Below are 22,839 nucleotides of genomic sequence, written 5' to 3' on the forward strand. Positions count from 1 at the left end.
TCAAGCAGCTGATCGATGAGTTTGTCTGATATTGGCATTCTGATATCCTTCTTCGATATTGCTAAGAATGCCATTTACACAGATATTTTTACACTCTCGCTTTTCAATAGTCAAGTGTAGCAAAACGCCTCTACTATTATCTGAGATATTGTGGGCTTCATCAATAAACAAATAGTTAAATGAAACGTCGCCTCGCTGTAAGACCTCAAATAGGCGTTCCTGGGTCATAACAAAAACTGTTTTATCACCGTACGCCTCTTCCTTTGGCACCGTGCAAATTTCGATTTTTTCTGCACTGCCATATGCAGAGGTAATCTCATGTAGTTTATTAGCCACTTCTGTAATTAACGCTCTAGTCGGGACAATAACTGCCGCGAAAGCACCATCAGAACGTAGGATTGTGTTTACTAAGTAGCTTAGTATTACATGGGTTTTACCGGCTGATGTAGGTGCAACAGTGAGAACATCTTGTTCGGTCGTCAGATCCTCCCATAACAAGCGTTGGAAGTCTGTGAGCGAGAAATCTAACTCTTTAACCGAGTTCAACTCACTTTTAAACTCCATCTCTGCTTCAGTCAGAAAGCTGTATTTAAATTCGAACTTCGGAAATGTCCTGTTGATAAGATTAATATTTGGAAAGTCGCCAGAATCAGAAAATATTCTCCGCGCTATTCCAACTACTTCTGGATGCTGATTTCCACAAACTTCTAAAAGCATAGAGAGTACTGCGTTTCCTTCTTCTCGAAAGTTTCTATCACTTAATTGATATAGGTATTGAACTATTGAAGCTAATTTTCGAACGTCAGATCCATCTATGTCATAGCTGTCCCCAGTCATTTTTTTAACATACGACCGGAAAAGCTCATTACTTGAGTGAATATAGCCTTCGCTATTTAATGCGGTTTCAGCAAGCTTCCTAATAAACTCACTCATTTCGGTATACCTATATATTGTATAAAACCCTCTACTAGCTCGTTTATGCAAGAGAATGGAAGCATCATGAGGTAAGTCTTTTCTATATCTAGGTCTTGTTGCTCAGCTTTTTCATAATAATCATTGATATGCTTCTCGGCTAGCTCTATGTACTGTTTCTCAAAAACGTCAGGAGAGCATTGAAATAAATGAGGCTCAGAGAAACCAATAAAACATGCTGAACTTATCAAATCCTCGACATTTTCGTTTGAGAAAGGATCCAAAATTTTAATAAGATGCTCTTCTAGACTCGGAGCTATATTCAAAAGCGTTATATTGCTCTCAATTAGGTCAAACTCATTTTGATAGTTTTCCTTTGCTGAGCTAATTGACTTTACTGCATCAGTAGCTGCGGGACTAAACTTTTGATGTAGCTTAGACTCCCCTAAAAAAAGCTCGAATTTATCACCGTCAAACTTACCGTGGACGGCATCTGCACCAAATACGGGCATCCTACGACTTGAATTGCTAGCTATTTTGCTTAATAACTTAGGTGCTTCGAAGTACACATCTAGTAGGGTAAAAAGAATTAGTTCACCAAGTTCTCCCTTAGCGGTATGCTGGCTAAGCTTTCTCACTGCTTTCTCAAAAAGTTTAGCTTCATTGTCTTGCCTCGGCAGGCCTAGCTTTCTTTCTATTTCTTTACAAGTAAATACAAAGTTTGCAAGAACACCTTTTTTTATTATCTCAAAAAACTTGTCGAGATACGCCGTTTCAGCGCTAGGCTGTATATAAGCGATAAGTGTCTTTACAGACCTTCCGTCCTCAAGCTTAACGTTAACGTTTAGCCTTTTAATGAGCTCTTTAATTTCTGATGAATTTTGTAACTGTGGTTCTAAACGCCCATTCATAGTAGAAAGCTCATAGTCTTTTAAAATAGAATTGTAATAGAAGGTCAACTAATGTAGATATATCAATATTAGTTCTTGCTTACAAGTATGCAGAGGCTGGAACAATATTTAGGTGACTTCGGACGTACTAGCAAAGTTAAAAGCTGTCGGTCCCTTTTCTAAAAGCCTCTTCCAAATAATCTCCCCACCACTGCATCAACTCGCGACGACGCTCTAAGTAATCCGCGCGGTTATAAGCACTCCGAACCTGATTAGGATCTCCATGCGCCAGCGCTGACTCAATTAGATCGGGATCTTTGCCCTCTTCGTTCATAATGGTGCTGGCTAAGGCCCGTAAACCATGACTAACGAGTTTATCTTGATAACCCATGCGTCTTAACGCCATATTGGCAGTTTGGCTGTTAATGGGCGTTTGTGGCTTTCGCAGCGAGATGAATATGTGCTCGTATTGTTCGCTTACACTCTTCATGTCGTCCAGTACTTTCAGTGCTTGATTACACAGGGGAACGGTGTGCTGGCGACGCTTTTTCATCCGTTCAGCCGGAATCACCCAATTTGCTTGGCCGTCATCAAGCCATTGGATCTCGCTCCATTTAGCGCCAGCCGCTTCAGATGGCCTGGTCATTGTCAGCAACTGCCATTTAATAACCTGGCGGGTAATATACGTGACGTTGGTTTCGTGGAGCTTTCTTAAAAAATCAGGAAGCTCTTTTGCTGTAATTGTCGGTAAGTGCTGCTTTTTAGGCTTTTTAAACGCAGATTTAATGGCAACGATTGGATTTCCAGTGATTAATTTTTTAATGACAGCGTAATTCATTATCTCGTTTAACCGCTGGATTACACGTCTAACGGTTTCCAACCGCCCTGTTTTCTCAACCGGTCGTAATACATCAATGACTGTTTGAGCACTTATCTGACTAACCGGCGTTTCACCTAAACGGTTAAATACATGTAACTCTAACGATCGCCAAATATCGTCAGCGTATTCAGCAGTCACCTCACTTTTTTTGACCTCGAACCATTCTTCAGCAACTTTTCTCAAAGTCGCGTTCTCTGAGTAGCGTTGTGCCGCTCTTTCTTCCTCTCTGGCAAGCTTAGGGTCTACCCCTTCAGCAACTTGGCTTCTAGCGGCTTCTGTGAGCTCACGGGCTTTTTTAAGGCTCATATCGGGGTAACTACCCAGCCCCATATTCACTCGCTTCTTTGTCGTCGGGTGAATGTAATTGAAGTTCCAAAGCTTAGAACCATTCACTCTCACTCGCAGCTGCAAGCCTTTCCCATCGGACTTAACATAGTCCTTGTCTTTAGGTTTGAGTTGTCTGACGGCTGTATCCGTTAGCCCAATAGTAGAGCGCGCCATAGGCAGATCTCCCTTCGATGTATTCCAAAGAGTTTACCCAAAATCGTTTGGAATACAAATTGGAATACTAAAAACTCAGGCTGGAGCTGGTTTTCCTGGGATAATCTGGGAAAGGAGATGTTTATGAAAGCCTTATTTTACGTGACCCAGAAAGAAAAAAGGGGATGTCGTGAGACATCCCCTTTTGTGGAATTGGTGGAGCTGGCGGGAGTTGAACCCGCGTCCGCAATACCTACATCCTCGGTCCTACATGCTTATTCAGTCTTTTTATTAACCAGCATGACGCCGACTGACAGGCTTCAACTACTGGCGAGTCCGATTAAGTTTAACGCTTCAGCTCCGGACAAAGCATCCACGCGAGTCTACCTTAGGTCGAGCCATCCTGATCCAGTCTCGTAGACAAAGCGCTGGGGGACGGGCTTAGCGGGTTATTAAGCCGCTAGAGCGTAGTTGTCGTCGTTTGCAACTATAACGTTGAGGCTTTTTACGAGGCCAGCCTCACCTCGGCATGCACCTTGGGTTTCGTGTATCCCGTCGAATCCAGATCAGCCCCAAAGCAAAGTACATTGTACCTGATTCGCGCGTATTGCGCTATCTCTTAGACAGCGCAACCGCCGAAATATTAAGCACTTAACAAATTTATTTTACTGTGCCGCGTTATGCGGCCATAAACAGCACTTTTTCAACCAGCTTTTTGATGCCTTCATCGGCATCGAGCAGGCATTCTGCCAACATGTATGCCGGTGTAGTGACCACGCGGTGAGCGTCATCAACGACGATATCACGCACGCTGCAGTCCACATGCTCGCCGCCCATCTGGTTGTAGGCCTTGGCGGTATCGGCATCGGTGCCGATGGTACCTTTCACGCCTTTACCGTAAACGTGTGGAAGCAATACCGGTGCAATGCACATGTAGCCTGCGGGTTTCTTAGCGTCTTTAAAGGCTTTACCCACCGCAAGTACTTCGGCGTTAACGGTTGAGTCGGCGCCTTTCTCGGCAAAGTTACATAGGTTCTTCGCAACGCCAAACCCACCTGGCAGAATCAATGCGTCAAAGTTCGCCGCGTCTAGCTCTGAAAGTGGCTTAATGTCACCGCGCGCAATGCGAGCAGACTCGGTCAATACGTTGCGTTGCTCGCCACTGGCTTCGCCTTTTAGGTGGTCGACAACATGCATTTGTTGCACATCGGGTGCGAATATTGAATATTTAGCACCCTGCTTCTCTAAGTGCAACAATGTCAGTACGGCTTCGTTGACTTCGGCGCCATCAAAGACACCGCAACCTGATAAGATAACCGCTACGTGTTTCATCATTTCTCCTTACTTGACGTGCTTATCGTGCTCGTCGCGCCATTTCCATTCGTTTTCGAGTGTTGCAATGGGTTGCAACATGGCAAAGTCGAGATCCTCGATGGTTTCCCCTTTCTTTAACCGATGCGGTAAGTCGGGGTTCGCCAGCGCTTTTTTACCAATAGCGAGCAAACCGTTTTCGTAATGCGCTGCAATATGTTCGTAATTGCTCTCATCAATACCACCATTGACGATAACCGGAATGTCGCTAAAGTCTTGCACCACTTCTGCAAGCGTACTGTTACTGCCGTCTTTGAACGGTTTACGGTCAACGCTGGTGTCTGTGGTATGTATATAGTCGACACCAGCTTCTTTCAAGCCCTTGACGATACGGATCATACCGTCTTCGCCCTCTGGCCACTGGTAGTCGGGATCGGTCACAGTAATTTGACCCACACGAATGCCCACGATGAAGTCGTCATCGACGGCTGATTTTGCGGCTTTGACGACCATTTCGACAAACTTCAGCCGTTTTGCCATGCCACCGCCCCACTGATCTTCGCGCTGGTTAAAGTGGTCGCTTAAAAATTCGTTGAGTAGGTAGCCATTAGCCGCATGCAACTCGATACCGTCGAAACCGGCTTCTTTAGCACGGTTAACGGCGCCGATGATACCTTGCATAGCAGCATCAAATTCGGTTTCACCCATCGCTTTTGGCTCTTTCCAACCATCGCTCTCGCCATACAGATCGAGCGGTTCGCCTTTCGGCTTCACTGCGCTCGGTGCGATAGGTTCATCGGTGTATTCATTGTGCTGCATTTGCGCACCCGCGTGCATCAATTGAGCGATGAACAAACAGTCATGTTTGTGTACACGCTCTACAACCTCCTTCCATGCGTCGGTTTGAGGTGCATCGGTCAGTCCAGGTTGGTTTTCATAGCCCTGACTGGCTTGCTGGTCGGTGTAAATACCTTCGGTGATGACCATCCCCCAGCCGCCTTTGGCAAAGCGCTCATAATAATCACCCATCAGCTCGGTGGGCTTACCTTTTTTATCCGCACTGGTGCGGGTCATAGGTGCGACAACAAAACGATTTTCGAGTTTGTGTCCTTTCAGTTCAAAATCATCAAATGCAGAGCTCATTAGACCTTCCTTATACCAGTGTTTGTTTCTTATCTAGTTAAGGGCTACGCATCTATAAAGTAAAACCGATCAGTTTGAACTTCAATTTAACCTTGTCTTAACTGTTACCCACAATCACGGCGGCCTTTTGTTTACGGCCGCCGAATCCAAACGCCTTGTTAAAAGTCGCTATTGGAATCGGCAAATACTGACGTTCGGTCGGTGACTCCCAGGGTAAGGTGTCGTAGTCCGGGTCATTGATATAAATAAAGTCATCGTCCGCGGCGCAGATCAACACCCAATGCGGCGCACGTATACCATCAAAATGATAGGTTGAGATGAGCGCGAGTACGAGCCGTCCCTCGCCCAAATCAGCTTTCAGCTCAGCAACACCGTAGTCGCAGACATCAATAGCAACGCCGTGACGGTTCAGGTAATCGATATCGGCTTGTTGGATCCGTTGCATGACTTCTTTCTTTTGCTCTTGCCGCACCGAGTCAATAAACAGTGCATCGTCGGTATTCACCGCAACGCGTACTGACAACCCGCGCTTGAACGCTGCTCGCGCAAGTCCGTGCGGTCCGCAGCCACCATGACCCGAGGTCATATAAATGGTGGTCGCCTCGCGCCAAATTTCGAGCTCTTCTTGTGAGGCATCCGCGGTCGGACGTCCAAAGTAATCCAGCGCCATCAATAAACTTGCGGGCCCGCAAGTGAACTCCGTCGACTGTGTCATCATGGGCACGTAGCGCTCGGTTGCGCCGACGCTGTTATCCTCTCCCAGCTCATAGCGCGGTAATAGCTTTTGCAGTATCAGCGCATCCTGCGATTGACTGGCACTCGGTGGGAAGTAAGCCTCGCGTAGCTCAACTGCACGAAAACCGGCATTAATAAATAACTGTTGTGCGAGTTGGTTAGACGTTGCAACTTCGGTTCGCAAGAATAAGCTGTGTCGCAGATCGGCTCGATCTTCGGCATGTTGAAGTAACTGTTTTCCGAAACCGTTACCACGAAATTGTGGACTTAATACCAGCGCATACAGCCGCGCGAGATTGGTGTTGTTGCGGAACAACACCACGTAATAGCCCACCACGCGTTTATCGTTGAGCATGACAAAAAAGTCCGCCGTGTTCGACTCGATAAACCGGCGAAAACTACGCTTGCTGATGGCATCGTCTGGAAAAGTTGCCTTTTCTAATTGCACAACACTATCAAGATGGGTGACATTTGCAGGGACAAGGTTCATCATACCTGTCTGTGGGTATCCTTAACCGGTGTGGGCATCAGCCCAGAAGAATGCGACAGCGCATCGGCTCTTAGCTATTATCGTACGATCTTTGCCCGTTTGAAATGATTATTTGTGTATTTTTTAGAGTATCTACAAAGGGTTAACCATTGAATATACATGCAACCTTGCGGCTATTGGCGTGGCCGTTTCTTTGGATAGGTAGTATTCAACTTGTTTTCGCATTGCTGTCGATGCTGGTCTTTAGGGATAAAACCTTTAGTCAGTTTTTAGATGGTTCCCTGATTTGTTTTGCACTGTCGTTGTTGGTTTACTTGCGTTATCGCAAGGGCAATATGGCGCGTTTGTATTATCGCGAGGCACTCGCCTTTGCCACCATGACGTGGTTTTTAATGGGCGTTTTAGGCGCCCTACCTATCATGTTCATTACTGGCGTCAGCTTTACCGACTCGGTATTTGAGTCGGTCAGTGCGATGACCACAACGGGCGCTACGATCTTGACTGGGCTCGATCATATGCCCAAAAGCTTCCTACTGTATCGACAGTTTCTGCAATGGATGGGGGGCTTGGGTATCGTTATTTTCGTGGTCGCTATTTTGCCCATGCTCAACGTCGGTGGTATGCGCTTGCTTAAGGCGGAAACCCCTGGGCCGATTAAAGACGATAAAATTGCCCCTCGTGTCGCCAAAACCAGTCGCTATTTATGGCTGGTTTATTTGTGTTTAACCCTCGCCTGTGCCTTTAGCTATTGGCTTGCCGGCATGAATGCGTTTGATGCCATTGCTCATTCGTTTTCTACTGTATCTACGGGTGGCTTCTCGCCTTATGACGCCAGTATGGGTCATTTCAATAGTCATACGATTTTGGGCGTTGCCGATGTGTTTATGGCGCTCGGTGCCATCAGTTTTGCACTGCATCACAAAAACTTTACCGTACGCTCACTTAAAGGTTACTGGCAGGACGAGGAAACACGCTACTTTATCTTAGCGATCCTCACGATTTCCGTTATTTTGACGGCGATGGCGGTTCTCAATCATACCCATCCTTCATTCTGGGTGTCGGTCTCGCAGGCGGTGTTTCACGTCATTTCGTTTATGACCAGTACCGGCTTTGGCGCCGACGATCTATCCGCGTGGCCTGCCGCTACCGCGGGCTTTTTGATTATTGCGAGTTATTTAGGTGGCTGTGCCGGCTCGACCGCGGGCGGCAACAAATTCATCCGTAACATTATTACTTTCCGTGCGATAAAGCATCATATGTTGCAGGCAATTCACCCCAGTGCGGTGATTCATGTGCGCTATCAACATAAAGTGGTTCGTACGCCGGTACTCGCCGCGGTCACCAGTTTCATGTTGTTAGTTGCCATTTGCACCATGGTGCTCACGGTTTTACTGATGATGACTGGACTCGACTTTTTTAGTGCCTTTAGTGCTGTCGCTGCATGCATTAACGTACTCGGTCCAGGCTTTGGCGAAGTGTCGAGCAACTTTATTCCCGTTACCGACACGGGGACCTGGCTACTGACCTTTGCCATGATCTTGGGTCGTTTGGAGTACTTTACCGTACTGACCTTGCTATTACCTAAGTTCTGGCGAGACTAGTTTTCCGCGTAAAACCGCCGATTGGGAGTACCTATTCGGTGGTTTTTCGTGCTAAACTTGCGCGCAAATTTTTTGCCGCTTAGGAACTGCTCGTGAGTAACAATAAACCCTCTTTAAGCTACAAAGACGCAGGCGTTGATATCGACGCTGGCAACGCGCTTGTTGATCGTATTAAAGGTGTCACCAAACGGACCAGCCGCCCCGAAGTGATGGGCAATATTGGTGGTTTCGGTGCATTGTGCGAGATTCCTGAAGGCTACAAAAAGCCGGTATTAGTTTCAGGTACCGATGGCGTAGGCACTAAGCTGCGCTTAGCGATTGATTTAAAACAACACCGCGGCGTAGGCATTGACCTGGTCGCGATGTGTGTCAACGACCTCATTGTACAGGGTGCTGAGCCGCTGTTCTTCCTCGACTATTATGCAACTGGCAAACTCGACGTTGATGTGGCTGCGGATGTGGTGACCGGTATTGGCGATGGCTGCGAGCAGTCAGGTTGTGCATTGATTGGCGGCGAAACTGCAGAAATGCCTGGCATGTATGAGCATGGTGATTTTGATTTAGCGGGTTTCTGTGTTGGTGTTGTCGAAAAGGATGACATCATCGATGGCACTAAAGTTGCCGAAGGTGACGCGCTGATTGCTCTGGCTTCAAGCGGCCCTCACTCCAATGGCTATTCGTTAATCCGCAAGATTATTGAAGTCAGCGAAGCGGATTTGGAGTCACACCTCGAGAACCGTACGCTCGCTGAACACTTACTTGAGCCGACACGCATTTACGTGAAGTCAGTGTTAGAACTGATTAAGCAAGTGCCTGTACACGCGTTGTCGCATATCACCGGGGGTGGCTTCTGGGAAAACATTCCACGCGTACTGCCAAAAGGCGCTAAAGCCGTTATCGATGGTAACAGCTGGGAATGGCCGGTGATCTTTGACTGGTTAAAAGAAAACGGCAATGTCAGCATGCGCGAAATGTACCGCACCTTTAACTGTGGTGTGGGCATGGTCATCGCGGTACCACACGCTGAAGCAGAGCGAGCCGTTGAACTACTTAACCAGCTCGGCGAAGATGCTTGGGTGATTGGTCGTATCGCAGATGCCGCCGAAAATGACGAGCAAGTTGAGATTTTAGCTGACGAAACCCGCTAGTGGACGGCTCATGAAACGTATTGTAGTGCTGATTTCGGGCACCGGCTCGAACATGCAAGCCATCGTAGATGCTTGCGAAAAACAACAAATTAACGGCGAAGTTGTCGCCGTTATCGCTAACAAAGACACCGCAAAAGGTCTCGAAAAAGCCGCTGAACGCGGTATCGCTACTCATGCGTTATCGCATAAGGCGTTTGATAGCCGTGAAGCATACGATGCCGAGTTACAGTCGTTAATTGATACGTATCAACCCGACTTGGTGATCTTAGCGGGCTTCATGCGTATTTTGACCGCGGAGTTCACTCGTCACTTTGCCGGTCGCATGTTGAATATTCATCCCTCTTTATTACCTAAGTACAAAGGCGTCAATACTCATCAACGCGCATTAGATGCCGGCGATAAGGAGCACGGTGTTAGTGTTCACTTTGTCACTGAAGAGCTTGATGGCGGCCCGGTAATACTCCAGGCAAAAGTACCGGTCTTTGACGGTGACACGGCCGATGACTTGCAGGCGCGGGTGCACGAGCAGGAGCATCGTATTTACCCGTTAGTGGTCAAATGGTTTTGTGATGACCGCCTTGCACTCGGTGCACAAGGCGTTGAACTCGATAATCAGCCGCTCGGGCCGCACGGTTACGCGAGCGAGGATTAATCCTCGCTCGACTTCGGATAAGTCACGCCGGTTAATGCCATCGTGGCTTGCTCGTCACCTTCTTTAAACTGCTGTAATTGCACCAGTAAGTAGTTCATTTCAGGCGCGAACCAATAATAGGTCTCGCGCTTGTTATTATCCCGCACACGTTCAACTTTAATGGTGTCTAACTGACCATAAGGCGTGCTAATAGTCTCTTCACCAATCCGTTGAAAGCGATACGTTTTACTATGGCCCTCTTCATCAATCACTGCATAGCTAAGCGGTTCACGTTCAGCGGCAACATCTAAACGGAGCTTCTCGGCGACCGAGCCCTCATCGTATAAAGCACCTTGCCAGTTAATGTCTATTGGCTTACCCGATTCCACATTCACTGCTTGATGGGTTTCGGCATCGAAGCTGGCATGAAACGCTCGATCTGAGCCTGTCCCCTCGCGTTTATATTGGAAGTCGATGGGAATAAAGCCTTGTTCTTCATTCACACGGAACACCGATTCCGTCGTGCGCTCATCGGATAGTATAAACCACGAAATATCGGTATGACCGTACAACTGCCACTCGCCCGCGTTGGTTTGGGTTAAATAGCGCTGTCCGTCTCCATAGTCGCTTCCACCCCGAGTGATACTGTATTCTGCCTTATAAGGCGCAAGCTCGACGGGCTCTGCCCAAACTGCCATACTGGCAAACGATGCAGTGGCTAATACCATTGCGGTCACTAATTTTTTCGTCATCGGAGACTCCTTTTAGCCGTTACTCCGTATCTATATAACCGCCCTACTGGCAGCTTGCCTGTACACTCTATGACAAAAGATTCAAACAGGTGTTCAAATTTTTCTTGAAAAACATAGCCGTCTGATCTAATTTGCACATATTACTGGTCAGACCTCTAACTTGGAGTGATTTATATGAGTGTCGCACTTTGGATCATCGCAACCCTCTTGGTTGTCGGTGTATTAACCTACAAACGCGCCAGCTTGGTTGCCTTTAGCGGAGGCCTTGTGGCGATGTTTGCGGTTGGCAGCATAGCCGGCATTGTTGGCCCTGTACTTTGGGTCATTCTTGCCGTTATTTTGGTGCCTTTGAATATTACATCAATCCGTCAGAGCTTACTTACTAAGCCTATTCTAACGGCATTTCGCAAAGTAATGCCAGAAATGTCAGACACTGAGCGTGATGCGCTTGAAGCGGGTACCGTTTGGTGGGAAGGCGAAGTATTCGGTGGTGACCCTGATTGGAGCAAGCTACACAACATTCCAAAGGCTGAGTTAAGCGCAGAAGAGAAGGCGTTTTTGGACGGCCCTTGTGAAGAAGTCTGCAAAATGCTCGACGACTGGCAGGTCACGCATGAGCTGACTGACATGCCTGAGCATGTGTGGCAGTACCTGAAAGACAACAAGTTCTTTGCCATGATCATCAAAAAAGAATACGGTGGTCTTGAGTTTTCTGCGTATGCGCAGTCACGCGTTTTACAGAAACTAGCTGGCGTCAGTACGGTATTGGCATCGACCGTGGGTGTACCTAACTCATTAGGTCCAGGCGAATTGTTGCAGCATTATGGTACTAAAGAACAGCAAGATCATTACTTGCCACGCCTTGCTAAAGGCGACGAGATCCCATGCTTTGGCTTGACCAGTCCTGAAGCGGGTTCTGATGCCGGTGCGATTCCTGACTCAGGTGTTATTTGTAAAGGTGAGTGGAACGGCGAAGAGATCGTCGGTATTAAGCTCAACTTCAACAAACGCTATATCACCCTCGCCCCTGTTGCGACTGTGATCGGTCTTGCCTTTAAAATGTACGACCCAGACGGTTTACTGGGCGACAAGAAAGAACTGGGTATTACCTGTGCGTTGATTCCACGTGATACCGACGGTGTTGAAATCGGTCGTCGTCACTTCCCGCTTAACGTACCGTTCCAAAACGGTCCGATTCGCGGCACCGATGTATTCGTACCGCTTGATTACATCATCGGTGGCGCGAAAAACGCAGGTAAAGGCTGGCGTATGCTGGTTGAGTGTTTGTCCGTGGGTCGTTGTATTACTCTACCTTCGAACAGTGCCGGTGGTATTAAACAAATGGCACTGGCAACCGGTGCATACTCACGCATTCGTCGTCAGTTCAAACTGCCTATCGGTAAAATGGAAGGTGTTGAAGAGCCGATGGCACGCATTGGTGGTAACGCCTACTTAATGGATTCGGTAACAACCTTAGCGACTGCGGGTATCGATTTAGGTGAGAAACCATCGGTTATCTCGGCTATCGCGAAATACCACATGACAGAGAAGCTACGCGCGTGTATGGATGACGCGATGGATATCCACGGTGGTAAAGGTATCTGCTTAGGTCCAAACAACTATTTGGGTCGTGGTTACCAAGGCGTACCTGTTGCGATTACCGTTGAGGGTGCCAACATTCTTACCCGTAGCATGATGATTTATGGTCAGGGCGCAATCCGTTGCCATCCTTATGTCCTTGAGGAAATGAACGCATCAGCTGAAAGCGGTCCAGAAGCGTTAAACAAATTTGATAAAGCGCTGTTTGGTCACATTGGCTTTGCCGCAAGCAACTTTGTCCGTTCACTATTCTACGGCTTTGGCGGTCACCGCTTAAGCTCAGTGCCCGCGAGCGACTCAAGCAAGCAGTACTATCAACAAATGAACCGCTTCAGTGCTAACTTAGCCTTGTTGTCGGACGTTGCAATGGGTATGTACGGCGGTAACCTAAAACGTAAAGAGCGTATCTCTGCACGTTTAGGTGACATGCTGAGTTACTTGTTCATTGGCTCTGCAGTACTGAAACGCTTCCATGACCAAGGTCGCTTAAAAGAAGATTTACCACTCATGCATTGGGCGATGCAAGATACCTTGTATAAGCTACAAGAAGCGCAAATCGAATTGTTGCGTAACATGGGTGGCGTCGGTACTGCGATGCGTGCTGTCATGTTCCCATTCGGTCGTATTGCACATCGTCCAAGCGATAAAGCCGATCATAAAGTGGCACGCATCCTGATGGAGCCAAACGACGTACGCACCCGTTTAGGTGAAGGTCAGTTCTTGAGCCCCGAAGGTCACTTTGGGTTCTTAGAAGAAACCTTAGTCAATATGATTAAGTGCGAGCCATTGCACGCGAAGATCTGTAAAGCAGCCGGCGAACGCTTTAGCTTTACCCAGCTCGACGCACTGGCAGAGCGCGGCCTTGAGTTAGGCGTCATTAACGAGGAAGAAGCTGAGTTAATGAAGCGCACTGAGGAAGGCCGTTTACGCACCATTAACGTAGATGACTTTGACCCAGCAGACTTGTTGGCAGGTCAGGCAGCGTTTGATTACGCATTGAAAAACCTGACGGATAAGAAACAAGGTGAAGCGGCTTAAGCAGAGACTCACCGGTTCCTTGTTCGTAAAAAGGCGCTCAATTGAGCGCCTTTTTTATGCCTTTAATCGCGATTAGGCCGCTGACTCCGGCTCATCGTAACGCATCAACCGGTACGTAACGACAGCAATAATGCCAGTAGAGCCAATTACCCATGCCATCGCATAGTCGGTTAAGCCGCTGACTGAATTAACGCCCATAGAAACTAAGCCTGCAATTAAAAACTGTAAACTCCCCGTCACCGCTGAGGCAGAGCCTGCACGCTCTTGTTGGTTAGCCAGTGCCCCTGCCATGGCATTGGGGAAAACGAGGCCCAGCGTGGAGATGTAGGCGAATAACGGCACTAAAATGCCCCATACCGGTGCTTTTACATAGGCAGCAACCGCCATCCCTACTGAAACGACCGCTAAAATAGGCAAAGATACGTTAAGAATTTTACGTGCCGGGTAATACTTTAATAGCCATCCGTTAAGCTGCGAAAAACCGATGATACCCACCGCATTTGCGCCAAACAGCCAGCTATAAGCTGATGGTGTAAAGTCAAACAGCTCGATGAACATCAATGGAGAGCCTGTGATGTAAGCAAACAAGCCGGCTTGTGCGATACCACCTGTCAGTGAGTAGCGCAGAAAACTGCGATCTTTTAATACGTCCCAATAGGTTCGGCCGCTATGTCGCATACGCACGTCATAGCGACGCCCGCGAGTTTCAGGCAATACGAGATGAATAACAAAGGCGCAAGCAACGCCGAGCACGCTGACAATCCAAAAAATCGCCCGCCAACCAAACCATTCGGTTACATAGTTACCAAACAGTGGTGCCAAAATAGGCGCCACACCCATCACCAAAATCAAAAAGGAAAACACGCGCGCAGAAGCCTGCGGTGTGTAGAGATCACGCACCACGGCACGGGCAATGACAATACCCGCACAGGCGCCAATCGCTTGGAAAAAGCGCAGCACGATTAACCATTCAATGTCAGGCGCCCAAGCACAGGCAATGGACGTCACAACATAGATGGCGAGGCCAATATACAGCGGCTTTTTACGACCAAATTTATCGGTCGCGGTGCCGTAGAGTAACTGGCCAATGAACAAGCCAAAAAAGAACGCGCTGAGCGAGAGCTCAACGCGATGTGTATCGGTTTGATAGTCTGCCGCAATTGCCGTAAATGCCGGCAAATACATGTCGATGGAAAGCGGCGCGAAGGCTGTCAGCAACGCAAGAATTATAACTACAAAATCGAATCGTGCTGAATCAGATACGGTAAAGGAATCGCGCTGCGTTCCACTCATGTGTTCACTCCTATTCTTTTACGGGTACAAACTCCTGCGTAGCAAACTGTGTTGGTCGCTTGAGTTGATCAAATTGGCGCACATAGTCGGCGAAGGCTTGTGCATAGTCGATACCGGTATTGTGGGCTCGACCTCGGTCAGACAAAGTTAAAAAGGTTTTATAGCCACTTTGTCCACCAGCAATGTAACTATTAGTCACCACGCGATAGGTATCCCGTGGTCGTACGGCTTTCCAAGTTTGCTGCTCGTCATCCCACACTTTGATGTCGGAAATACGGTCGCCAAAGCCTTGCTGTAAGTTAATTGAGTACTGAATGTTCGCACCGTAAGGATAGGCACCGATATTATCGTCACCCGTTACGGCAAAATTCAGAGCCTCTTCCAAGACTTGCTTTAACTCAGAACCACTGATCTCGATCGTCATCAACGTATTGCCGTACGGTAATAACTTATATGCATCACCTACGGTAAAGGTGCCTGGCTCGATATCGCCACGTGACCCATCACCGTTTTGAATAGCAAAGTCAGCGTCGGGCGCTGCGGCTAAGAAAGATTCGGCAATTAAACGTTGCAAGCCTGAACTTTGTTGTTGCCCACACTCGGCACGACGTGGTGTGCCAATGGGTTGCGTACAAATGCGCTGTGGCACCTTAGCTAAGACTTCATTTGCAAACGCGTCAATCTTTTGTTGGTAGGTATCCAACCACGCTTGCTGCTGTGTATCGGGTTTTATGCGCGTAAAAACGCCCGATTGGTCCAACGCATCAAGTACCGGCTGTACGGTCGTTACTGCGCCCGCCTTGGGCTGTACATCAGAGCCGATCAAATAGTGCGGACGCCCCGAGCAACTTGCCACCCGATCACCATCAAAGGTGACGTGTAACTCACCGACTACTTGGCTGTATTTATACGCATGTGCGATACAAACCGGATCGCCTTCCGCGTTGGTCACCTGCGTTGGATAAGCGCCGTCGGCATCGATACCGAACGCGCTAAAATCCCCGAGCAAGGTGTGCGAATCACCACCAATAATAACATCCACGCCCGGCAACTTGCCGGCGAAGTCGATATCATTTTGGTATTGCACATGCGTTAATAGAATAATCTTTTCAATACCCTGCGCCTGCAGTGCCGCAACGCTACGCTGAGCAGCGGCTAATTCATCGGTTAACCGTGTGGTTTTATCCGGGTGCGAGGTTTGCATGGTGCGCTGGGCGATCGTTAAACCAACCAGCCCAAGCGACTGCCCATTACGCTGAATAATAGTATAAGGCTGAAAAGAATCCGTTGCCGTTTGCGGTGTTAACGGCGAAACACCAATTTCGGGTTCAATATTGGCGGACAACTTGACGGTATTACAGCGCGTCGTTCCAAGCTGATCTAAAAAGGTTTTTAATCCAGCATCCCCGGTATCAAATTCATGATTCCCAATGGTGAACGCATCAAAGCACGTATCGTTCATAAAGCGCGCATCGGCGGCGCTGCCCAAGCGTTTGAAAAACACGCTACCGGTAATCGCATCGCCCGCATGTAATGTCAGGACGTTTTGATTGTTCTGTCTAATCTGGTCAATCATCGCCGTCATACGCGGGAAGCCACCCGCTTCGACTTGCCACGCCTGCCCTGCCCAATCAAAGGTTAATTCGCTCGGAGCCAGGTGCGAGTGATGATCGTTGATATGTGCGATAGTCAATTCAAAAGGCTTCGGCGCCGCGGGTTGTTGCGGCGTAGAAGCGCAAGCACCCAACAAGGTGAGTGCCAGCGACGAAATTACAACCTGTTTCATTTTACCAAACCTATTTCGCGTAACCGTTCCATCAGATAGTCATCAGCAGTAATAGGTTCATCTTTTTGTGGATTTTCTTCAGAAATGCATGATTCCAACGGTGTAATCATCACATCTGGATTAAAATGCAAAAAGAATGGAATCGAATAACGCGATTTAGCACTGTAAGGCATCGGAGGGTTCACCACGCGGTGAGTTGTTGACGGCAACTGGTGGTTAGTGAGTCGTTGCAGCATATCACCCACGTTACAAATAATAGCACCTTCAATAATGGTGACCGGCACCCAGGTACCGTCCTTCGCCAATACTTCAAGCCCAGGTTCACGCGAGCCCACCAACAACGTCAGTACGTTGATATCCTCATGCGCGCCAGCGCGCACCGACGGTGTCCCTTCATCGATAATCGGTGGGTAATGCAGCGGACGTAAGATTGAGTTACCCAAGTTGACTTTGTCGCGGAAGAAATCTCGCGGTTGGTCTAAAAACACCGCCAACGCATCTAATACCTTGTTGCCTAGTTTATCAAGTTCTTGATAGATTAAGGTCATATCGCGCTTAAACTCTGGCAGTTCCTCGGGCCAGACGTTGGGGAGCAATTGTGGATACGGCGGCTCGCCTTCGAGCTCACGCCCAACATGCCAGAACTCTTTTAAATCGACATGTTTCGCATCTTTTGCAATCTCGGTACCAAACGGTGTATAACCCCGTGCACCACCTTCTCCCGGACGGTGATATTTCATTTTCACATCTTCGGGCAGTGCGAATAGTTCACGGCAGGTATCCAAAGCTCGTTCAATCAACTGTGTATCAACACCATGATTTGTCAGCGCAATAAATCCATATTCTTCGTAGCCGTTACCGACATCCTTGGTAAATGCTTGAAAATCTTCGTCGTAGCGACGCATATCCACGTGGGGAATCGAGTGATTAGTTGATTGCATGGGTACATCCGTAAATTGTCGAAAAACAGCAAAACAAAAGGCTGTATAGTTTAAAAAGAAACCGCTTTAATCACAAGCGTTGAGGGCTTCACGTACCGGTCTAAAACTGCGTCGATGAATGACACACGGACCATGTAGCTTCAATAATTCAAGGTGACGCGCGGTGCCGTAGGCTTTATGGCGATCGAACTCATACTGTGGGTAGGTTTGGTGCCACTCCAGCATTTGTCGATCCCGCTCGACTTTGGCAAGTATCGATGCCGCAGCGATGGTCGGTTCACTGGCATCACCACCCACGACAGCGCGCGCTGGCACGACGAGATCGGGTACACGATTGCCGTCCACGAGCACTTCACTCGGGGCTTCCGGCAGCGCTTCCACCGCACGTTTCATTGCCAGCATTGACGCCCATAAAATATTGAGCTGATCAATTTCATCGACATCACTTTGCGCAATACTCCAGTAAAGCGCTTTTGCTTTTATCTCTTCACTCAAGCGCTCGCGCTTTTTTGCACTCAGCTTTTTCGAGTCATTGAGTCCCTCGATCGGCTGCTCAGGGTCCAAAATAACAGCAGCGGCTACAACCGGTCCCGCGATTGGGCCACGCCCCGCTTCATCTACTCCACAAATCATCGCGTAAAGTCTCTACCTTCGTTTATTAACACTGCGATAACATTTTTCACAGCATTTTAATTTAATCATTCTAACTTTAATAAGAGGATACCATGAGCGATTCTGAAACGCCTACGCCTACGGCAAAACAGTCGCCGAATACCTTGCTGAATCGGTTCCTAGATGGCATCGAAAAAGTCGGTAATAAGTTACCGGACCCGGCAGTGATGTTTTTTGGCCTACTGATTATTGTCGCCTTTGTTTCGTGGGGACTTTCGTATGTCGACTTTGCCGAACGCCACCCCGTCACCGGTGATGCGATCACCATCACCAATCTATTAGCGAGCGATCAACTGACGTCATTCCTCACGGGGATGGTCAATACCTTTATGACCTTTGCGCCACTCGGTGTGGTCTTAGTTGCCATGCTAGGTGTCGGGGTAGCAGAACGTTCGGGTTTTATTAACGTGGGTATCAAATTGATGCTGCGTGTTACACCCAAAATGCTGTTAACCCCCATGCTTATTTTGGTTGCAATCGTCAGTCACACTGCTGTAGATGCGGGTTATGTGCTCGTTATCCCGTTAGGCGGTGTTATTTTCTACGCAGCAGGACGTCATCCACTAGCGGGTATCGCAGCCGCATTTGCCGGTGTCTCAGGAGGCTTTAGTGCGAACTTTGTGCCCTCGGCGATTGACCCCTTACTACAAGGCTTTACCGAGAGCGCTGCACAGATTATTGACCCTTCAGTACAACTGAACCCTCTTAACAACTATGCATTCACAGCGGTGTCTTCATTGGTGGTGGTGGCCATTGGTTGGTTTTTAACGGACAAAGTCATTGAACCACGCCTTAAAAACGTGCCCATTGATGGCGACCAAGAGGATATGCCGCAGCTTGATGATGTCACACCACAAGATAAAAAAGCGTTTAAGACAGCGGTGATGACCATGCTCGCGGGTGCCGCCCTGCTGACCTATCTTGCAGTCATAGACCAGTCACCACTCGCAGACAGCGAGGGCAATCTTGCCAGTGTGACGGCGCCCATATTTGGCATGATTGTACCGCTGATTTTCTTATTCTTCGTGGTACCAGGCATTGTGCACGGCTTTGTCGCGAAAACCTTTACTAACTCACAGGATGTCATCAAAGCGATGTCGACCGCGATGGAAGGTATGGCGTACTACATTGTCATGGCATTCTTCTGCGCACTGTTTATTAAGGCATTCGGGGATTCACAGCTAGGCACGTTACTATCCGTCAAAGGTGCCACCTTCCTCGCTTCATTGGAGTTGTCTGGTGGGGTGACCATGGTGGGTATTGTTTTTCTAGTGGCGTTCATCAACCTGTTTGTTGGCTCATCATCCGCTAAATGGGCGCTTATTTCGCCGATCTTAGTACCGATGTTGATGCAACTCGGTTACTCGCCTGATTTGACGCAGGCCGCCTATCGAGTCGGGGATTCGAGCAGTAATATTATTACGCCGTTATTGCCCTACTTCCCACTGATCGTGTTGTACTGTCAGCGCTATGTTAAGAGTACGGGCATTGGTACCTTAGTCTCCATGATGCTACCGTACTCGATTGCGTTACTGGTTATTTGGTCTATTTTCTTGGTTCTTTACTGGACACTCGGCATTCCGCTGGGCTTTGGCTCAAGCTACGCTTACCCAGCAGCCAGCTAATGACCCACGTTCAAGCGGGCGACAGCGTTCACCACGTTGTTCGCCCCTTGATCAATTTCTTCCATAATGGCGCGAATCTCCTGCATCTGTTCTTCGCCGGTTTGCGCGACCTGCTGGATCGCCGCCATATTTTCAGAAATTCGGGCAGAAACGCCCTCACTCATGGTCATTACTTGACTGATTTCAGCGGTTGCCTGCGTTGTCCGATTGGCCAACTGTCGTACTTCATCCGCCACCACAGCAAAGCCTCGCCCATGTTCACCGGCACGCGCTGCCTCAATCGCCGCATTCAGTGCTAACAGGTTGGTTTGATCAGCAAGACCATTAATGGTCTTTACCGTTTCACTGATTTTAACCGACTGCGACTTGAGTTCTCGCACTACTGCATCCGCTTGCTCGCTCCGTTTGACGATATCAGCAGCCGTGTTCGTATTACGTTGAATACCCTTCATCGCATCTTTAACAATATGCGCCGTTTGTAGCGAAGTACTCTGAGCGATTTCAGCCGCTTCCTCAGCCTGCTGCGAAGCAACGGCTTGCTCGGTTATATCGGTCGCAAACTTAATAATCGATCGCACTGTGCCGGTCTCATCTTTAATCGGATTATAGGTCGCTTCTAAATAAATATTCTCGCCATTTTTGCGATTACGTTTAAACTGACCGGCTTCAAACTGACCTTGGCTCAACTTTTGCCAAAAATCAGGATGCTTTTGATAGAAACTATCATCACAGAATATTCGATGATGCTTACCCTGAATATCCTCGAGTCGATAACCCATAGTTCGGCAAAAGTTATCATTTGCCCACAACACGTGACCTTGGGTATCAAACTCAATAGCCGCCATCGAGCGGCTAATCGCTTCGGTAATCGAACGTTGTCGATTGAGCTGCTCCACCTCGGCGGTGACATCCGAAGCAATTTTCATAATACGATTCACGCGCCCCTGAGCATCGCGCACGGGAAAGTAGGTCGCCTCTAACCACAGTTCTTCACCTGTCGGCCGTCGACGCTTAAACCGACCTTTTTTCGCAACCCCCTGAGCAAGATCCCGCCAAAACTGGCGATAGTCGTCCGAGGCGGCAAGCTCACTATCACAGAATTGCCGATGATGGCGCCCGACGATAGCCTCTAATGAACACTGCATCGCGGCTAAAAATACGCTGTTAGCATCAATGACCTCACCTGCTGGGGTGAAGTCGATGCGTGCGACGTGGTCATCAATTGCGTCAAACGTCGACTGTAGCTGTGAAACGACTTGCTGTGTCGTCTCGAGTTGTTGCTTTATTTGCCGATTAAACATACTTTCCTCCGGCATTTTAGAGTATGCACTCTAAAATTTGTGACTAAGGATCCTTGCAACTAAGCGATGAACTTATCTCTTAAGCTTTGGATGGATTAAAGGTGATTTCCCACAAGTGGCCATCAGGGTCTTTAAAGTAGGCACCATAGCAATGCCAAGGCTGCCAATGAGGCGGCTTGATAGACTCTGCAAAGGCATGCATAGCGCGATCAAATAAAGCTTCAACCGCGGATTCCGATTCTAAATTAAGACTTTGCATGGTGGTACCCATGCAAGGCGAATGTACGCTATTGATCTCTAATTGGCGATTAAAACTTTCGCGTGGCCAAAGCGCAATTTTGACGCTCCCTTGCGGGGAAAAGAATGCCACCTGCGTGTCATCTTCTCGATTACCTTGCAAACCTTTATTAGGCCAATTAAATACTTGGTTGTAAAACTCAAAACTTCGATTGAGGTCATCGACAACCAAAGTGATGACACTTAGATATCCACTCATACGACCTTTTAAACTCCATTTAAACTAAGCTAGGCACTCACCCCAAAGTGCGCTATTCTCCGCGCCAATTACTTAACATGCACTATGGGGGGATAATGGAAAACGACAAAAAGGCGTTTCTTTATGCACTTTCCGCTGTGTTGCTATGGTCTACGGTAGCAACCGCCTTCAAGATCACGCTTAACTACCTCTCCCCCCTGCAAATGGTGACCGCTGCGAGTGCCGTTTCATGCCTCGTACTGACCTTGGTGGCATTTATTCAAGGTAAGCAAGCGCAACTTTTGCTCGAGCTGCGCCGGATGCCTCTTTACTACCTTTTAATTGGTGTGCTCAACCCCACGGTATACTACTTAGTGTTGTTCGAGGCCTACTCGTTGCTTCCCGCATCGGAGGCTCAACCGCTCAATTATACCTGGGCCATTGCGCTCACATTTATGGCAGCGGTATTACTTAAACAAAAAATTCGTAAGCGGGATTGGTTTGCCAGCGCTCTGGGCTATTTAGGCGTGCTGGTGATTGCGACGCGTGGCGATATTATAGGACTTTCATTCAGTAATCTAGAGGGCGTTTTATGGGCACTACTATCGACCTTTCTTTGGGCCTTATACTGGATTATCAATACCAAACGTAACGCTGATTCGGTCGTACAGTTAGTGCTTGCTTTCGGTTTATCGCTTCCGTTCTTGTGGGTAGCATCAGTATGGTTTGACGATTGGAGCGGGATCCCATGGCAAGGATGGGTGGCAGTGAGCTATGTCGGCTTATTTGAAATGGGTATTACCTTTTTGCTGTGGATGAGCGCAATGAAAACCGCAACCAATACATCACTTATTAGTAATTTGATATTTTTATCGCCGTTTATTTCGCTGATTTTACTCAACCAGATCATTGGCGAAACGATTCACATGAGCACTATCGCTGGCTTAGTACTGATTATCACCGGGTTAGTCTTTCAGCGCATTCGCATTAAAAAGAAATCCCTTGGTTAATGACCATTAAAAAAGGCGCTCTGTGGAGCTAATGCCGATCAGTTAAGAAATTTTCAATGATCGGTTGACCGATCCGGCAGAGTCTTCAAAATCCATAGTCAGAATTTCTGGCTATGGATTTTTTTA

The 22,839-nt window shown here is 48.1% G+C and carries 19 protein-coding genes, 1 other RNA gene and 1 pseudogene; 6 read left to right on the top strand and 15 right to left on the bottom strand.

The window, feature by feature from the left end; all coding sequences use genetic code 11:
* The 7 genes from AWU56_RS12410 to AWU56_RS12440 all read right to left on the bottom strand — a co-directional run bounded on the left by AWU56_RS12410 (position 1) and on the right by AWU56_RS12440 (position 6,844).
* Positions 1–933 (bottom strand): DEAD/DEAH box helicase, encoded by a 933-nt coding sequence (locus AWU56_RS12410; RefSeq protein ID WP_286682693.1) that lies wholly within the window; start codon positions 931–933, stop codon positions 1–3.
* Positions 930–1,823, bottom strand: coding sequence for a HamA C-terminal domain-containing protein (locus AWU56_RS12415; protein ID WP_286682694.1), 894 nt, complete (start codon positions 1,821–1,823; stop codon positions 930–932). Before AWU56_RS12415 ends, AWU56_RS12410 begins: the two co-directional genes overlap by 4 nt.
* Positions 1,824–1,959: 136 nt before the next feature.
* The gene (locus AWU56_RS12420) at positions 1,960–3,183 is read right to left on the bottom strand and encodes an integrase domain-containing protein (RefSeq protein ID WP_286682695.1); all 1,224 of its coding nucleotides are present in this window, start codon (positions 3,181–3,183) and stop codon (positions 1,960–1,962) included.
* A gap of 193 nt (positions 3,184–3,376) precedes the next feature.
* Positions 3,377–3,736, bottom strand: a transfer-messenger RNA (tmRNA) gene (ssrA, locus tag AWU56_RS12425).
* Between the two features lie 104 nt (positions 3,737–3,840).
* Positions 3,841–4,494, bottom strand: coding sequence for an isoprenoid biosynthesis glyoxalase ElbB (gene elbB / locus AWU56_RS12430; RefSeq protein WP_286682706.1), 654 nt, complete (start codon positions 4,492–4,494; stop codon positions 3,841–3,843).
* Positions 4,495–4,503: 9 nt separating this feature from the next.
* A complete protein-coding gene (locus AWU56_RS12435) occupies positions 4,504–5,616 on the bottom strand; it encodes an NADH:flavin oxidoreductase (protein WP_286682696.1) in 1,113 nt (370 codons plus the stop codon).
* Between the two features lie 97 nt (positions 5,617–5,713).
* Complete coding sequence (locus AWU56_RS12440) at positions 5,714–6,844, bottom strand: peptidase C39 family protein (protein WP_286682697.1); 1,131 nt, start codon at positions 6,842–6,844, stop codon at positions 5,714–5,716.
* Positions 6,845–6,990: 146 nt separating this feature from the next.
* Between AWU56_RS12440 and AWU56_RS12445 the strand changes: the two genes are divergently transcribed.
* From AWU56_RS12445 to purN, 3 genes are all read left to right on the top strand, one after another.
* Complete coding sequence (locus AWU56_RS12445) at positions 6,991–8,442, top strand: TrkH family potassium uptake protein (protein WP_006955693.1); 1,452 nt, start codon at positions 6,991–6,993, stop codon at positions 8,440–8,442.
* A 92-nt stretch (positions 8,443–8,534) separates the two neighbouring features.
* Positions 8,535–9,590, top strand: a complete 1,056-nt coding sequence (gene purM, locus AWU56_RS12450; protein ID WP_071462434.1) for a phosphoribosylformylglycinamidine cyclo-ligase — start codon at positions 8,535–8,537, stop codon at positions 9,588–9,590.
* Between the two features lie 10 nt (positions 9,591–9,600).
* Positions 9,601–10,242, top strand: a complete 642-nt coding sequence (gene purN / locus AWU56_RS12455) for a phosphoribosylglycinamide formyltransferase (RefSeq protein WP_286682698.1) — start codon at positions 9,601–9,603, stop codon at positions 10,240–10,242.
* Here purN and AWU56_RS12460 read toward each other — a convergent pair.
* Positions 10,239–10,973, bottom strand: a complete 735-nt coding sequence (locus AWU56_RS12460) for a DUF3108 domain-containing protein (RefSeq protein WP_286682699.1) — start codon at positions 10,971–10,973, stop codon at positions 10,239–10,241. The two genes, purN and AWU56_RS12460, sit on opposite strands and share 4 nt — an antisense overlap.
* A 174-nt stretch (positions 10,974–11,147) precedes the next feature.
* On the opposite strand from AWU56_RS12460, the gene fadE reads away from it, so the two are divergent.
* Positions 11,148–13,610, top strand: coding sequence for an acyl-CoA dehydrogenase FadE (gene fadE / locus AWU56_RS12465; RefSeq protein ID WP_272978209.1), 2,463 nt, complete (start codon positions 11,148–11,150; stop codon positions 13,608–13,610).
* A gap of 72 nt (positions 13,611–13,682) precedes the next feature.
* Here fadE and AWU56_RS12470 read toward each other — a convergent pair whose 3' ends face one another.
* The 4 genes from AWU56_RS12470 to rnhB all read right to left on the bottom strand — a co-directional run bounded on the left by AWU56_RS12470 (position 13,683) and on the right by rnhB (position 18,263).
* Entirely contained in the window at positions 13,683–14,903 is a 1,221-nt protein-coding gene (locus AWU56_RS12470; RefSeq protein ID WP_286682700.1) for a multidrug effflux MFS transporter, read from the bottom strand.
* A 10-nt stretch (positions 14,904–14,913) separates the two neighbouring features.
* Positions 14,914–16,689: a bifunctional metallophosphatase/5'-nucleotidase gene (locus AWU56_RS12475; RefSeq protein ID WP_286682701.1), complete on the bottom strand. Its 1,776-nt coding sequence runs from the start codon at positions 16,687–16,689 to the stop codon at positions 14,914–14,916.
* The gene (locus tag AWU56_RS12480) at positions 16,686–17,630 is read right to left on the bottom strand and encodes an isopenicillin N synthase family dioxygenase (protein ID WP_006955700.1); all 945 of its coding nucleotides are present in this window, start codon (positions 17,628–17,630) and stop codon (positions 16,686–16,688) included. The genes AWU56_RS12475 and AWU56_RS12480 overlap by 4 nt, the downstream gene beginning before the upstream one ends.
* 66 nt (positions 17,631–17,696) lie before the next feature.
* Positions 17,697–18,263 carry a ribonuclease HII gene (rnhB, locus tag AWU56_RS12485; RefSeq protein ID WP_286682702.1) on the bottom strand — a complete coding sequence of 189 codons (567 nt, stop codon included), beginning with the start codon at positions 18,261–18,263 and terminating at the stop codon, positions 17,697–17,699.
* 92 nt (positions 18,264–18,355) lie between these two features.
* Between rnhB and AWU56_RS12490 the strand changes: the two genes are divergently transcribed.
* Positions 18,356–19,927 carry an AbgT family transporter gene (locus tag AWU56_RS12490; RefSeq protein WP_286682703.1) on the top strand — a complete coding sequence of 524 codons (1,572 nt, stop codon included), beginning with the start codon at positions 18,356–18,358 and terminating at the stop codon, positions 19,925–19,927.
* Here the strand turns inward: AWU56_RS12490 and AWU56_RS12995 are convergent.
* The 3 genes and pseudogenes from AWU56_RS12995 to AWU56_RS12500 form a co-directional block, all read right to left on the bottom strand.
* Positions 19,924–20,379, bottom strand: coding sequence for a methyl-accepting chemotaxis protein (locus AWU56_RS12995; protein WP_416361547.1), 456 nt, complete (start codon positions 20,377–20,379; stop codon positions 19,924–19,926). The genes AWU56_RS12490 and AWU56_RS12995 overlap by 4 nt on opposite strands.
* An 84-nt stretch (positions 20,380–20,463) precedes the next feature.
* A pseudogene (locus AWU56_RS13000) lies at positions 20,464–21,243 on the bottom strand (PAS domain-containing protein); the annotation flags it as partial.
* A gap of 64 nt (positions 21,244–21,307) precedes the next feature.
* The gene (locus AWU56_RS12500; protein ID WP_272978545.1) at positions 21,308–21,724 is read right to left on the bottom strand and encodes a VOC family protein; all 417 of its coding nucleotides are present in this window, start codon (positions 21,722–21,724) and stop codon (positions 21,308–21,310) included.
* A 95-nt stretch (positions 21,725–21,819) separates the two neighbouring features.
* On the opposite strand from AWU56_RS12500, the gene AWU56_RS12505 reads away from it, so the two are divergent.
* Positions 21,820–22,713, top strand: coding sequence for a DMT family transporter (locus AWU56_RS12505; RefSeq protein ID WP_286682705.1), 894 nt, complete (start codon positions 21,820–21,822; stop codon positions 22,711–22,713).
* Positions 22,714–22,839: the final 126 nt, after the last annotated feature.

Origin of the sequence: Idiomarina sp. T82-3 (assembly GCF_001577655.1) — a bacterium.
GTDB classification, from domain to species: Bacteria; Pseudomonadota; Gammaproteobacteria; order Enterobacterales; family Alteromonadaceae; genus Idiomarina; species Idiomarina baltica.

Excerpts from the sequence above, each read along its gene's own strand:
- AWU56_RS12410 (WP_286682693.1), bottom strand. The coding sequence starts at position 933 with ATGAGTGAGTTTATTAGGAAGCTTGCTGAAACCGCATTAAATAGCGAA.
- AWU56_RS12415 (WP_286682694.1), bottom strand. The coding sequence starts at position 1,823 with ATGAATGGGCGTTTAGAACCACAGTTACAAAATTCATCAGAAATTAAA.
- AWU56_RS12420 (WP_286682695.1), bottom strand. The coding sequence starts at position 3,183 with ATGGCGCGCTCTACTATTGGGCTAACGGATACAGCCGTCAGACAACTC.
- elbB (WP_286682706.1), bottom strand. The coding sequence starts at position 4,494 with ATGAAACACGTAGCGGTTATCTTATCAGGTTGCGGTGTCTTTGATGGC.
- AWU56_RS12435 (WP_286682696.1), bottom strand. The coding sequence starts at position 5,616 with ATGAGCTCTGCATTTGATGATTTTGAACTGAAAGGACACAAACTCGAA.
- AWU56_RS12440 (WP_286682697.1), bottom strand. The coding sequence starts at position 6,844 with ATGATGAACCTTGTCCCTGCAAATGTCACCCATCTTGATAGTGTTGTG.
- purN (WP_286682698.1), top strand. The coding sequence starts at position 9,601 with ATGAAACGTATTGTAGTGCTGATTTCGGGCACCGGCTCGAACATGCAA.
- AWU56_RS12460 (WP_286682699.1), bottom strand. The coding sequence starts at position 10,973 with ATGACGAAAAAATTAGTGACCGCAATGGTATTAGCCACTGCATCGTTT.
- fadE (WP_272978209.1), top strand. The coding sequence starts at position 11,148 with ATGAGTGTCGCACTTTGGATCATCGCAACCCTCTTGGTTGTCGGTGTA.
- AWU56_RS12470 (WP_286682700.1), bottom strand. The coding sequence starts at position 14,903 with ATGAGTGGAACGCAGCGCGATTCCTTTACCGTATCTGATTCAGCACGA.
- AWU56_RS12475 (WP_286682701.1), bottom strand. The coding sequence starts at position 16,689 with ATGAAACAGGTTGTAATTTCGTCGCTGGCACTCACCTTGTTGGGTGCT.
- AWU56_RS12480 (WP_006955700.1), bottom strand. The coding sequence starts at position 17,630 with ATGCAATCAACTAATCACTCGATTCCCCACGTGGATATGCGTCGCTAC.
- rnhB (WP_286682702.1), bottom strand. The coding sequence starts at position 18,263 with ATGATTTGTGGAGTAGATGAAGCGGGGCGTGGCCCAATCGCGGGACCG.
- AWU56_RS12490 (WP_286682703.1), top strand. The coding sequence starts at position 18,356 with ATGAGCGATTCTGAAACGCCTACGCCTACGGCAAAACAGTCGCCGAAT.
- AWU56_RS12995 (WP_416361547.1), bottom strand. The coding sequence starts at position 20,379 with ATGAAGGGTATTCAACGTAATACGAACACGGCTGCTGATATCGTCAAA.
- AWU56_RS12500 (WP_272978545.1), bottom strand. The coding sequence starts at position 21,724 with ATGAGTGGATATCTAAGTGTCATCACTTTGGTTGTCGATGACCTCAAT.
- AWU56_RS12505 (WP_286682705.1), top strand. The coding sequence starts at position 21,820 with ATGGAAAACGACAAAAAGGCGTTTCTTTATGCACTTTCCGCTGTGTTG.